The sequence below is a fragment of the Ruegeria marina genome, assembly GCF_900101475.1.
Classification (GTDB): domain Bacteria; phylum Pseudomonadota; class Alphaproteobacteria; order Rhodobacterales; family Rhodobacteraceae; genus Ruegeria_B; species Ruegeria_B marina.
In genome coordinates this window covers 36005-49156 of sequence record NZ_FMZV01000023.1, presented here as the reverse complement: position 1 = coordinate 49156, position 13152 = coordinate 36005, and the positions used below count along the sequence as shown (strand labels likewise).

11 protein-coding genes are annotated in these 13152 nt (G+C 58.8%); 6 read left to right on the top strand and 5 right to left on the bottom strand.

The genetic code is table 11. The annotated features are described in order from the left end of the window. Positions 1-27 precede the first annotated feature (27 nt). Together BLT75_RS21820 and BLT75_RS21815 are read right to left on the bottom strand one after the other, a co-directional pair. A complete protein-coding gene (locus tag BLT75_RS21820) occupies positions 28-990 on the bottom strand; it encodes a hypothetical protein (RefSeq protein WP_143028628.1) in 963 nt (320 codons plus the stop codon). 402 nt (positions 991-1392) lie between these two features. Further along, the gene (locus BLT75_RS21815) at positions 1393-2334 is read right to left on the bottom strand and encodes a response regulator (protein ID WP_176828179.1); all 942 of its coding nucleotides are present in this window, start codon (positions 2332-2334) and stop codon (positions 1393-1395) included. 465 nt (positions 2335-2799) lie between these two features. Between BLT75_RS21815 and BLT75_RS21810 the strand changes: the two genes are divergently transcribed. Together BLT75_RS21810 and BLT75_RS21805 are read left to right on the top strand one after the other, a co-directional pair. Continuing rightward, positions 2800-3558: an acyl-homoserine-lactone synthase gene (locus BLT75_RS21810; RefSeq protein ID WP_245706618.1), complete on the top strand. Its 759-nt coding sequence runs from the start codon at positions 2800-2802 to the stop codon at positions 3556-3558. A gap of 163 nt (positions 3559-3721) precedes the next feature. Further along, complete coding sequence (locus BLT75_RS21805; protein ID WP_093037224.1) at positions 3722-5134, top strand: sensor histidine kinase; 1413 nt, start codon at positions 3722-3724, stop codon at positions 5132-5134. A gap of 444 nt (positions 5135-5578) precedes the next feature. On the opposite strand, the gene BLT75_RS21800 is transcribed toward BLT75_RS21805, so the two are convergent. Beyond that, entirely contained in the window at positions 5579-6712 is a 1134-nt protein-coding gene (locus BLT75_RS21800; RefSeq protein ID WP_093037221.1) for a response regulator, read from the bottom strand. A gap of 365 nt (positions 6713-7077) precedes the next feature. Between BLT75_RS21800 and BLT75_RS21795 the strand changes: the two genes are divergently transcribed. Continuing rightward, complete coding sequence (locus BLT75_RS21795; protein WP_093037282.1) at positions 7078-7740, top strand: L,D-transpeptidase; 663 nt, start codon at positions 7078-7080, stop codon at positions 7738-7740. A 69-nt stretch (positions 7741-7809) separates the two neighbouring features. Here BLT75_RS21795 and BLT75_RS21790 read toward each other — a convergent pair whose 3' ends face one another. After that, on the bottom strand, positions 7810-8079 hold the full coding sequence (locus BLT75_RS21790; protein WP_245706617.1) for a hypothetical protein: 270 nt from the start codon (positions 8077-8079) through the stop codon (positions 7810-7812). Between the two features lie 296 nt (positions 8080-8375). Between BLT75_RS21790 and BLT75_RS21785 the strand changes: the two genes are divergently transcribed. Beyond that, complete coding sequence (locus tag BLT75_RS21785; RefSeq protein WP_093037212.1) at positions 8376-9302, top strand: carbohydrate kinase family protein; 927 nt, start codon at positions 8376-8378, stop codon at positions 9300-9302. Positions 9303-9394: 92 nt separating this feature from the next. Here BLT75_RS21785 and BLT75_RS21780 read toward each other — a convergent pair whose 3' ends face one another. Then, positions 9395-10798, bottom strand: a complete 1404-nt coding sequence (locus BLT75_RS21780) for a helix-turn-helix domain-containing protein (protein ID WP_093037279.1) — start codon at positions 10796-10798, stop codon at positions 9395-9397. A gap of 135 nt (positions 10799-10933) precedes the next feature. On the opposite strand from BLT75_RS21780, the gene BLT75_RS21775 reads away from it, so the two are divergent. After that, positions 10934-12136, top strand: a complete 1203-nt coding sequence (locus tag BLT75_RS21775) for a pyridoxal-phosphate-dependent aminotransferase family protein (protein WP_093037209.1) — start codon at positions 10934-10936, stop codon at positions 12134-12136. A gap of 33 nt (positions 12137-12169) precedes the next feature. Next, positions 12170-13132 carry an HpcH/HpaI aldolase/citrate lyase family protein gene (locus BLT75_RS21770; protein WP_093037206.1) on the top strand — a complete coding sequence of 321 codons (963 nt, stop codon included), beginning with the start codon at positions 12170-12172 and terminating at the stop codon, positions 13130-13132. Positions 13133-13152 lie beyond the last annotated feature (20 nt).

Here is a 13152-nt window from a genome sequence, read left to right as displayed (position 1 = left end):
GGGTTTTCCCGAGAGGCTTGAGGCCAACTAGTTCAAGGCGATGCGGGCGTAGCTCCGGAGCAGACCGTTTGCATCCTCGATCGGCCCTTCGCTGCTGACCAGCTTGGAAAGTTCGCGATCGCGCATGATCTGGTCCAGTGTCATGGGATTTCCATCCACATAGGCGATACTGCTGACCAGCCGGACCCCGTGGCTGTAGTCGGCGTATTCAGAGCCGTGCACGGTACTCAGAGGCTGGATCGGCTTGCCGTTCTGACGATGCCAGCCATAAATCGCCACCCGGCCAGGTTTCGCCCTGAGCCGGTTGGACAGCACCAGATCCTTCTTGTGGCCGGCAGAAAGCCCATCTTTGCTGCCCCTGGCCCCCGACATTTGTTGTTCGACCGTTCGGTTGTGAGCGACGAAATACGACGTGGTCGTCATTTGCGAGGTCGGGTCCATGGGATTTGGTGCAACCCGCACGGCCGCCTGTTGGTAAATTGCATCGACGATCTTTGTGGTGGGCAGAAGGAAGCCCAGTTCGGTGGCAAGGTAGGCTGCCGCCGGCAGTCCGAGTGGAACCCGCACGAAATCCCGGTCGTTGCCAATGGCAAGATATTCAGGCGTGACGCACAGGGTGACCGAGATGGCCCGTCCGGTCGACGCGGTTCCCCTCAGGGTCAGCGGCACCAGCTTATTCATGAAAGACGGCACATTGCCTTGCAGCACTTCACTGACGATAGCCCGGTCCCGGATCGGCCCGGCAGCCTCTCCGATCCTTTTCATCACCGTGCTGCCCGGGGCCGCGCGCTCGGGTCGTGCCGAAATTTCCCGCGCCGATGGGGCCTTGCAGGATACCGTGGCCGCGGCGGCAACACCGGATAGCCCCAGACAGATCAGCGAAAGACATGTCGCGCGAACCGCGCGGACGGAGATACACCTCGGTTTCATGGGAAAACTCGCAGCCAGATTCAATTTTTTTCTGAATACGGTACGCTGGCTCGTGATCAACCCCGCCCCGAGGGAATGGGCGGGAAACCGCACAAATCGCGGTAATCGGCGGTTTCAGGGAAATCTGGATCGAGGCAGGGCAGGGGGGATGTCAGCTTTCCGCCAAGACCAGGTGGTCGCCGTCCCGCTATTTGCCCTCGCGCAACCGTGGTCACATGTCTGCGGGTCGCCGCCGTCAGCGAACAATGGCGGGGGGCACACATGACAGCAGTCATTTCCCGATCGGCGGCGTATCAATTTTACGGTTTCGTGAGCAGGCAGGGCGTCTCCACAGCGAAACGCCCTGCCTGGTCAAAAGACAGAATGTCTGCCGATTGAGCATGGTCGACAACCGGCTGCACAGGTGAAATCTTGTAGTGATCTGTCCGGTCACCTCGCGACGGGCGCCACCCGTCCGCCAGTTTACCCGGCCATCGTCATCGGACTAAAGGGCACCTCGGCAGTTTCGACCGCCTTGTCGATGAGGAACAATGCCTCAAGCTTGGTCGTGGCCCTGAGCGGGACCACTTCACCCAGCCGGCAAGAGATGTTTCCGATCGAAAGGTTTTCGCTATCGGACGTCGTCGCGATCTCCGCCATCCGGTTTGCAAGGCCTTGAATGTCGACAGGACAATTGTTGTCAAGAACCACGAGGAATACGCCGTTGCCCCAGTATGTAGCCAGGCTTCTGGCTCCCTGTGTTGCCGACAGGATTTCACGCCCCGCCGCGCTCATGACCGAGCGGAACACATCGGATGTCGAGTTCCGGTAGACCCAGTCGGCATCTTCGACCTTGACGGCCAGAACCGAGGCGTCGAGGGGGTGCGACGTAGCAATCTTGCCAACGTAGTTTTCGAACTCGGCCAGCCCCTGGCATCCGGCAAGCGTATTGAGGACGAGCGGATCACCCAGTTGGAACTCGTGCGCGACCTTGCTGTCAGTCTGCGCATTGTCGAACGCTTCCATCGCCAGGATCGCGGCCTTTCGTTCTGCGGCCAGCCTGTAGGCGTCTGAAAGCCTTTGTTTCAGATCCTCAAATTCAAACGGCTTGGTCACGTAGTCGGATGCTCCCACTTCGAAGGCATCGTCGATGTACTGCTTCTGGACCATCGCGGTAACCATGATGATCGGGGTGAAGCGATAGCCGGGCAGGCTGCGAACCGCTTCGCAAAGATCGATCCCGTTCATCTGGGGCATCTGCACGTCAAGCAGAAGACAGTCGAATGGTTTGGGGTCGCTGCGCAAGATCTCGAGCGCGTCGCGACCGTTTGGGGCGGTGACAACCTCTTCGTACCCGAAAACCGCCAGGATCTGGGTCAGAAGTTCCAAGATGCTCGGCTCGTCGTCTACGGCAAGAATTCGCATGATGTTTAACCTGGGTTGTGGCATCGCGCAGATTGATTGCGACACGGGTGCGATTTCGAACCCGCATGAAAGCGGATCCATGGCGTTTCAGTTAACCTGTGCGGCAAAAGCGGCGAATTGATGGCGTGTCATGGGCGAGTACATGGTTTTTCACCCCTTTAGACGTGGAACCATCACACCCGTAGCGCCGGGCCGGCCAATGCGGCAGGCGGACTGACGGTAGGCGGGAACCTGCGCGGGCAGCATCCCATGATTGTCGTTTTCTGTGGATAATACCCACAGGTTGTGCGATGCTGGCCAGACGTGTGCGTGTTTTCCTGTTTGCTGCTTTCACGCGGCGATCAGGTTTCATTTTCTCGAGTGCCAATTAGTCACACTTGACGTGCAACCTGTGAACGAAGGCTCCCCGGTAGTGGACTTAAAGTCCAACTTGGTGGCAAAATTTGGGAAAAATAAGAGCAGAAAATGGACCAATCCTTCAGGCTGGCGGACTCTTCCCCTGCTTCGATGGTGTTTCCCGAGTTGGAACCCGTCGAAACCAAAGTGGTGCGCGAAGACGTCCTGAAACCTGCGAGGCGTTCGAGGTTTCTGGCAGAACGAAAGGTTAAGCCGGGAACAAGACATTCTCTCGGCAACATTCATGCGACCGCGATGGGGTTTCGCGACATCCACGAACACGGTACTTTACTGGTCAAGTATCTCGAAGCCAGAAAGTCGATTTTCATCGATCGCCTGAACTGGACAGTTTCCGAAGCGGACGGGATGGAGTTCGATCAATACGACACACCCGCTTGCCGCTGGGTCGTTTTGCATGAATTCGGCGAAGTCCTGGGCGGGGTTCGCCTGCTTCCGACTACGGCGCGCTGCGGAACCTACAGCTACATGCTGCGCGACGCGCAGAACGGACTTCTCGAAGGCTTGCCCAGAGATGTGCTGTTCTTCGAGGCGCCAGTGAAGCCCTTTGTTTGGGAAGCATCGCGGTTCTTCATCACCGAAACGGTTCCCTCGACACGACGCACCGACGTTCAGCAAAAGCTGTTCGACAGCATGGCAAGAACGGCTGTGCAGAACGGTGCGTCCAAAATTCTCGGCATCGTTCCCTCGGTGTGGTCGCGCTGGGCCCGTCGCCTGGGGGCAGGCGCAACGCCGATCGGGGCAAAATTCTCGATCGACGGCACCATGAGCCAATCCGTCCTGTTCAATATACGCGACTATTTGATCTGATCCGCGCCCAACCAACAGGGAGCGTACTTCCCTTTGCGGAAGCAATACGCTGCCTGTGCGGCAGGCGGTGGGCTTCGGTCAAACTGTGACCGCAATTCCGACCCACTGCTTCCTCAATGGCAGGCTAAGAAATCGTCGAGGCTCAACTAAAGCAGTTTGACAAATGACGGCGATTGAAGCGCAGCGACTCGACCGGTCATCCGAGATGCCCGTCGATCGGCTACTACAGAACATGAAAGATTACACTGCCATGACCCTGGAGCTCATCTGGCAGCGTCAGGCGATCTTTCTTTCCTCTACGATTCTGACGGCCTTCTTTTTCGATCCGTTCAATGCGCTTCTATTCTACGTTACCATCCTGATACTCGAATGGCAGGACCTGATCCTGGCCAGGCGCGTCGCGCGTCTGAACCGCAACCAGCGAAAGGCTATTGCCAAAGCCTGGGTCCGGATACTGGTTAACGCGATCCTTCATTCCACAGCGATCTGTCTTTATGCCATCTTCGTCGCTTTCGAGCAGCCGTCCGGTGGCCATTTCACGCCCTTGTTCTTCCTGTTTGCGGCAGCTCTGTTCGCCGCCATGAACAATCACCAGATCGTCGGGGCGATGATCATTCGCCTGACCATGTACGGTTTTTCCTTCATGGTGATCGTCGTCAAGGATATCTGGATCGAACGGCCGGACCTGTCATCCGATTTGTGGCTGCAATTCTTCACGGTCGTGTTCGTGATGTACTTTCTTATCGATTGTTCGCTGGTTTTCCTGCGTCTTTACAGGACAAACCTGGCCCAATTGGAAAAGTTGCGGGAAGAACACGAACGGACAAAAGCCGCCTATATCGCCAAGTCACAGTTCGTTTCGACGGTGAGCCATGAGCTGCGCACGCCTTTGACCTCCATCAAGGGGGCTCTGGACCTTATCAACACAGGCGCATTGGGCGAGGTGCCCGACAAGATACAGAGCCTTGTCGACATGGCCAGCAAGAACAGCCAGAGGCTTTCGTCACTGATCAACGACATTCTGGACATCCAGAAGATGGAGGCAGGCGAAATGGTCTATCGGATCCGCCCCATCGATGTCGCCGAGATTGTCAGCGAGGCAGTCGCGAGCAATCTCGGGTATGCCAGTGCTCACAATGTCGAGATAGCACAGGACTATCCGGCCGAAAACGGCATTCATATCTCTGCCGATTCTGCCCGGCTGATACAGGTTCTGTCCAACATGATCTCGAATGCCGCAAAGTTTTCGTTCGATGGCGGCACGATCACCGTCGGTTTCCGCAGGAACGGGGACCGCGTCCGGATTTATGTCAAGGATCAGGGGATCGGGATTCCACCCGGCAGTCGCGACAAGGTGTTCGACCGCTTCTCGCAGATCGACTCCTCTGATGAGCGGCACGCCGGCGGCACGGGCTTGGGGATGAATATCTCAAGGGAAATCGTCGAACATTTTGGCGGCACAATCGACTATGAAAGCGAGTTGGGCGTCGGTTCGACCTTCTTCGTGGAGTTCGGCATCGTTGTCAAAGAAGGCCTGGCTGGAAAGCCTGACAGGTGCACTGTCCAAGGAAACTGAGGCAAGAGTGCCGTGCGCAGTGGTTTTCGGCCTGCTATCGATCCGACTGCTCGTTTCAATCCAGACAACGGGGTCCCCTTTGCCACGGCGAAATTCACCAAGGACATCATCGGATCGGCAGTTGGCAACGGCTTGACCGTGTCGGAAGGGAAAAGTGACGACCGCAGAGACAAAGCTGCGCGCCCCAGTTCGCGGTGCAAAACCTTCAGACCCTGGCCGGCCATTTCGCGGAAGCCGGCGATGAGGTTGCGGACTCCCTGTCGGGACACGAGAGGCCGGTGGGTGTTGCGCAGGTCGCGCCGGATTGGCTGAACAGCAAGGTTCCGGTTAGGAAGGTGCGCGATCTTGCGCGCCAGATGATCAAGCAGCGCCGTTCGGAAAACCGGGAACAGCCCGCATTTGACAGGGTTCCGGTACCGGAACCGGCTTCGGTGACTTCAAGCGCTATTTCTGCGCCAGGTAGCAATCCTTGCCGAAGAGTTCGAGCATGACGCGTTCATAGATCCGTCTGCGCTCTTTTTCCTGAGAGGCGGGTTCCACAAGCCCATCTTCTTCGGGGTGGGCTTCCACGTCCTTGCGCAGCGCCGCTTCGCGCATGTCCACGTTCTTTGTTGCCTTGTTCATCGCAGAGAATGCGCCCGCCTTGGACAGGGAGCGCATCGAAACCCGCTCACCGATCAGCGCGCGAAGCCAGCCGGAGGCGCGGCGATTGCCCAGTATCGTCTGAAACACCTGATTCAAACGTTCTTCCAGAGGCAAGGCAATGGTCGCCTCCTTGCCATGGGTGACAACAAGGAACACGCCGTTGCCGCGATAGGAAAAAACGGCATCCGAATCCTTGGTCGTTTTCTGAATGGCTGCGCCGATATCGGCAATGGCACGACGAAAATCACCGCAGTTGCTCAGGTCGAAGTAGAACTCGGCATCCTGCAGCTTGATCGCGGTCACCCACGAGTCGAACAGCCGGCCGCGGGACAATTGTTCGATGTAATTGTCGAACTCCACATACCGCAGGAACCTGTCCAGGCCTTCGATCGAAAGCGGATCCTCCAGATTGAACTGCTGATTGTAGTCGAGTTCTTCCCGCAGGAACCGCGCCGACTCCATGGTTTTCTGCGCCTTGAGACGTTCCTGCATCAACAGGTGGGCCGAGTTGATGCGGCTTCGCAGTTCAAGGAAATCAAACGGTTTGGTGACGTAGTCGGTGGCGCCTTCGAGAAAGGCTTCTTCGACGTATTTTCTTTCGCTCATTGCGGTGAGCATGATCACCGGGGTTTCTGAATATTGCGGCAAGCTGCGAATCCTGCGCAGCAACTCGATGCCGTTCATCGTCGGCATCTGGATATCCAGCAGGAAACATTCGAACGGGACTTCTGTCTTTTCCAGTATCTTGAGAGCCCCGGCGGCTGAGTTTGCCGCCGTTACCGTGCAGTTTCCGAAGGAGCTCAATGCGGTTTTGAGCAGCTCCAGTATGCTTGGTTCGTCATCGACGACCAAGACCTTCAGAGACTTCTGCTTCAAGGCGCGGAGCTCAAGCTTCTTTTCAAACTGATCTCTGCCTGGGCTGGAATGTTTCATCACTCTAAAGCCGGTGGTTGTCCTGGGTTACCGGTTAATCTTAGGTAATGACTGGGACCAAACCGTGGCGAAGCAGAAAATTTGTTGGAAGAATATGACTGAAATTAGGAAAAATTAGGGCGCCTGTTTCCCTGTGGGACATAGTAGGCGGTGCGGCCGGTTATTGTCGCCAGCTCAACAATAGGTTTCGATCCGGCAATTGCCTTGTGCCACAACCATTCCGCCTTGGATTCTCGACGGGCGGGCCAAAGGTCCGACGGCAACCGCCATCATCCCCTTTTGCCTGTTGCAATCGCTCGTTAATGATACAATTCAACGGTATGTCCGCCCATGTGCAGGTCGGCGGGACGATTGGAGCAAGAGATATGCTGACAAGGCGTCATTTCATCATCACAAGTACCGCGTTGTTTTCCGCGCCGCTCGCCGGCGCGTCCGTAGCGTCGGCTGAAACCGCATCCGATTGGGCGGCATGGGATGCCCGGGTCACGCCGCCGAGTTTCGATTTATGGACATCGAACCCCTGGGGCCTGCATCCTCGTTTCCTGCCGCGTGTGGTCGAAACCAATCGCGCTCTTGTACGCGGGGATATCCATGTGGATGCGGTTGCAAGATACCTCTATTTCATTCAGGACGAAGGTACGGCCCTTCGGTTCGGGGTGGCAATCGCAAAGGGGAATCTGTACGAACCCGGCGTTTACTCGATAAACCGCAAGGCGAAATGGCCCAGGTGGACCCCCACTGCCGACATGATCCGCCGCGATCCGGAGAGCTATGCGCGCTTTGCGGACGGAATGCCCGGCGGTCCGTCCAACCCATTGGGGTCGCGCGCCTTCTATCTCTATTCCGGTGGCCGCGATACCTATCTGCGCATTCACGGCAGCCCCTATCCGAACTCGATCGGCGGCAGGGCAAGTTCCGGCTGTGTCCGTATGGTTATGGCGCATATCATACCGCTGTACGACCGCGTGAGCCTCGGAGCCACGGCGCATCTCTATCCTCCGGAAACCTATGTCACGGCGCGCAGCTGACCGCTGAAAGGGGCCCGGGCACCGGGTTTCTCCGGCGGTTCAGGTGATGCGTCGTGAATGCAGGCCGGGCTAGGACGCCTTGGTGCAGATCGGGCGGCCTTCGGTGGTGCGCAAGGGCAGGTAGGTCGTTTCGACCGGTCCTACATATCGATACCAGTAGCAATTGTCCTCGGGCAGGAGGCGCACGGCCGTCAGGTCCTGGTTCGGCGCGGCAATCGAAGCCACCTCATCGGAAATCCGCACCGACGTTCCAGGGCCAGACTGGTCGGGGGTCGTGCTCACTTCGGTGCAGGCGCCAGCCAATGTCACTAGAACGAGTGCCTTGATAAAATCAGTCAATTTCAATTGTCCCGGGTCACGTGATGGTCGAATAGACTTGGCCATCTTGGCATCCCTCTCCCTGACCTGCAATGGTGGGGTGGGCGGGTCAGGAAACGAAAGGAAAGGACCGCTCGTGGGCGTATTTCGGATGCTGTCTGCTACCAGGGAATACAGCCGAAAACGGAATGCAGGCCAACCGGCTCTGCGGACCCCTACGGAGACGGGATATGTGGGATTTGGACCGAGGTCGTCCTATCCGTCGCAGAATCCTGCCCGACGCGGCGAGCGGTTGAAAGCGGAAAGGGACACGTCCGATGATATTGTGCTGCGGTGAAGCGCTGGTCGACATGATCCCCGAGCCGACGGTGTCGGGGCAACCGGGATTCGTTCCCCATCCGGGTGGGGCTGTGTTCAACACCGCCATTGCGCTGGGCCGGCTGGGCGCGCGGGTTGGCCTGCTGACCGGCCTGTCCCGCGACATTTTCGGCCAGCAGTTGCGCGGCAGCCTCGTGGCGGCCAATGTCGATGCCAGCCTTGCTATCTTGAGCGACCGCCCGACGACGCTGGCCTTTGTCCGGTTCTGCGAGGGGCGGGCAAGCTACAGTTTCTTCGACGAGAATTCAGCCGGTCGCATGCTGACACCCGCTGACATGCCCGCCCTGCCAGACGAGGTCTCGGCCCTGTTCCTTGGCGGTATCAGCCTGGCGTGCGAACCGGGGGCCGAGGCTTATGCCGCGTTGGTTGAAAGAGAGAGCGGCAGGCGCGCAATCATGCTCGACCCGAACATTCGCCCCGGTCTAGTCGAGAATGCCGCCCGCTACAGGGCGCGGCTGGCCCGAATGGTAGGTGGGGCCGATATCGTGAAGGTCTCGGACGAGGACCTTGACTGGATCGTCGATACACCGCGTTCCCAGGCTGAAAAGGCAAGGGTGCTGCTGGACATGGGCCCTTCGGTTGTCATCGTGACCCGCGGCGCCGCAGGGGCTGCGGGGATCCTGCCCGGCGGGACCGAGGTCCATGTCCCGGCGCGGCCGGCGCATGTTGTCGATACGGTCGGCGCCGGCGACACGTTCAATGCGGGTGTGCTGGCCACTCTTTCGGAACGCGGCCAGATGAGCCGGGCAGGGCTGGCGGCTTTAGCACGGGAAGACTTGCAGGAGGCGATGCAATTCGGCGCCAGGGTCGCTTCGGTAACGGTGTCTCGCGCCGGTGCGAATCCGCCGTGGGCACACGAAATCTGACGCGGAGAAGTTGCGGTGCCCTGGCAAGCTGAATGGCCGCCGGCGCGCCTCGGCGGGAACACGCAAGGTCCGGTTTTTCATTCTCTTTTTGCCTATGTTGCGTAGCGCGTTGGCCCGCGGCGGCGAACATCGACGGGCGCGTTCAATATCATCGCGTTATGTGCACGCTGATCGCAATTGGCACGGGGACAAATGCGGCAATTGATTCCGATCTCGGTGATGTTGGGGTTGCTCTGCCTGAATTCCTCGGCATAGCCGATGGCTTCGAGATGTTCGATGCCGCAGCCCATGGCGATTGCCAGGCGCTTGTCTTGTGTGTGACGCGTGAACCTCGGTCGGTTGACCGTTCGGGCAAACACGAAGAACCGTCCGCCATCGGGCATTTCCACGAACTGGGGGACGATCGCTCCGGGTGTGCGAAAGGACGAATGTACATCAAGGCGCGGACAGGCACCGCCATATTCGGCGAGTTGAAACGCGGTCGAGTTGAACCGCTTGGTGACATTGCCCGCCTTGTCGATCCGCAGGAAGAAGAACGGAACGCCCTTTGCCGTTTCGCGCTGCAGCGTCGTTGCGCGGTGGCAGGCCTGCTCGAAGCTGACGCCAAAGCGCAAGGACAGGTGGGTGAAGTCATACTTGCTCGCCAATGCTTCGTTCAGAAACGATTCATAAGGCATGAGAACCGCCGCGGCGAAGTAGTTTGCCAGTTCGACGCGGCAGCGATTGAGGCCAGCGGGCTCGACGACGTTCAGACGAGCCAGAATCGTATCGATCAGTTCGCTCTGCTCGATCAGCGCTGTAACATGAACCAGTTGAAATGTCCGGTTCGGGTGGTCCAACCCTTCGGAGAGACGCAGTATCTTCCGGCTTTCGTCGTATTCACGCAGGGACTCGGGCATCCGGGCGACGGGAACCAGTTCCGTCGTCACGCCAAGCCTCTCGTAGAGGCGTTCCTTCAATGCCGTGTAGACGTCATCGCTTCGAACCTCGCGTCCGCCCCAGAACGCGGCGGCGGCATCCTCCAGTTCCGGAAAGTGGTTCCTGTTGTTTCGGAAAAAGTCGTGAACCACCGCTTCGGGAGATGCTTGCAGGTTCCGCAACTTGGATTCGCGGGCATTGGACAGACCCAGAATCTGGTCTGTGGCGGCAAGATATGACCGGTGCAGCTGCAACAGGCATTGAACGACATCCGGGCAATGCGCCAGGAGGGCGCGCAACTGCGGCAGGTCCGGGCGATGCGCTTCGAAGAGCGGATCCTGGAACACTGTGCGCAAGTCTCCCAATGCCGCGGTGCTGTCGTCCTCGGCGATCTCGCGCCAGTCGACCCCGTAGGCTTCGAGCAGGCGCAGCAACACCGGAACCGATACGCTGCGCTCGTTCTTTTCAAGCATGTTCACATAGGAATTGCTGATCCCAAGCGCCTTGGCCATTTCCGCCTGGGTTTGTCCGGTCTCTTTCCTGAGGCGCCGAAGGCGTGGTCCGATAAAGGTTTTCATGTCTTCAAATATCACAAATTCACAAACTCACAAATATAAAATGATGTGAATTTTCGCATTCACAGCAGGACCCGGTTGCTTTTGCAGCATCGGCTTCTTGCGCGTTAGTGCTCCTTCTAACACGGAGGATTCTACATGCGCACTGGTCATTCCCACCTTTTCATTCCCGGTCCGACAAACATTCCCGAACCCGTTCGCCAGGCCATGAACGTCCCGATGCAGGATATGCGTGCTGCCGATTTCGGGGACCTTACACTTGGACTGTTTGCCGACATGAAATCGGTCCTTCGTACCGAAAAAGGACGGGTGATGTTCTTTCCGGGCTCCGGAACCGGTGCCTGGGAGGCCGCGATCACCAACACGCTCAGCCCTGGAGACAAGGTTCTCATGGCGCGGCACGGCCAGTTTTCTTCGCTTTGGGTCGAGATGGCGAAGCGTCTGGGTCTGGACGTCGTTGTTGTGGACGTTCCCTGGGGCGCCGGTACTCCGGTCAAGGAGTTTTCGCGACTCTTGGGACAGGATCGGGAGGACGCGATCAAGGCCGTGTTCGTGACACATAATGAAACCGCGACAGGTGTCACATCCGATATCGCCGCCGTCCGCCGCGCGCTGGACGAGAATTTCCACGACGCGCTGCTGTTCGTTGATGGTGTTTCCTCGGTCGGATCGCTGGATTTCCGGATGGACGAATGGGAGGTCGATCTGATCGTCACCGGCAGCCAGAAGGGTCTCATGCTGCCTGCCGGCCTTGGTATTCTGGGTGTCAGCGAAAAGGCGTTGGAAGCCTCCAGATCCGCAAGATCGCGCCGGGCATATTTCGAATTCGACGATATGCTGAAGATGAATGCCGATGGCTATTTTCCGTACACTCCGCCAACCCAGCTTTTCCACGGTCTGCGGAAATCGCTCGACCGGATCCGGGCCGAAGGGCTCGAGCAGGTCATCGCGCGTCATCATCGGCTGGCCGAGGGCGTGCGGCGCGGCGTTGCGGCCTGGGAACTGTCGCTGGTGGCCGAACATCACACGCTCTACTCGGATACGGTATCCGCGATCCGCGTGCCTGCCGATGTCGACGCGCGGGATGTCTTGCGCATCGCATATGCGGATTTCAACACATCCTTCGGAAGCGGGCTTGGTCCCCTGGCGGGCAAGGTCTTTCGTATCGGCCACCTGGGCGACCTGAACGACGGCATGTGCCTAGCCGCGCTTTCGATCGCCGAAATGGCGCTCTATCGCGCCGGCGTGCCGATCCGGTTGGGATCGGGCGTTGGTGCCGCACAGGCGTGGTACGCAACACAGGCCGACCTGCGCCCGATGCTGCGTGTCGCAGCCGAATAAACCCTTTCAAACCCCTAATCGATAGAGTTCACAATGTCACATACCTTGCATCCCTTGCGTAAACAGCGCCTGCAACGCTCGGAACTTGCCGTGCCTGCATCCAATCCGACGATGATTGACAAGGCCGCAGAAAGCGCCGCCGACTTCGTCTTCCTCGATCTCGAGGACGCGGTGGCGCCGCCGGAAAAAATCCAGGCGCGCAAGAACGCCATCCAGGCCCTGAACGATATCGACTGGGCCGCCAGAGGCAAGACGGTGTCGGTCCGGATCAACGGTCTTGATACCCAGTACATGTACCGCGATGTCGTCGACGTGATGGAACAGGCGGGAGACCGCGTGCACACGCTTCTGGTCCCCAAGGTGGGCGTTCCGGCCGATCTCTACATGGTCGAGGCCATGATCAATCAGGTCGAACAGGCTGGCGGACTGCAAACGCGCGTCGGGATAGAGGCGCTTATCGAGACGGCGCTGGGCATGGCCAATGTCGAAGCCATTGCGCAGTTCGGAGGCCGGCTCGAAGCGCTTCATTTCGGGGTGGCCGACTATGCGGCCAGCATGCGGGCGCGCACCGTCAATATCGGTGGTCTCAACCCGGACTATCCGGGCGACCAGTGGCATGCCTCCATCACCCGGATGGTCATTGCCTGCCGTGCCTACGGGTTGCGGCCGATCGACGGTCCGTTCGGCGATTTCAGCGATCCCGACGGATACGTTGCGGCGGCGCGCCGCGCGGCCGCTCTGGGTTGCGAAGGCAAATGGGCCATCCATCCCAGTCAGATCGGAATGGCCAACGATGTCTTCAGCCCGCCGGAAACGGAAATCGCAAAGGCCAGGCGCATCATCGCCGAGCTGAAGGCGGCAGAGGCGGAGGGCAGGGGCGCCGCCAGCCTTGATGGAAAGATGATCGACGCCGCCAGCGAAAAGATGGCGCGCAATCTGATCGACGCGGCAAATGCCATCGCTACCAAATCCACCAAGGTCGTGGCAGCGGAATAGTCTGAAACCGGGGAGCAGAG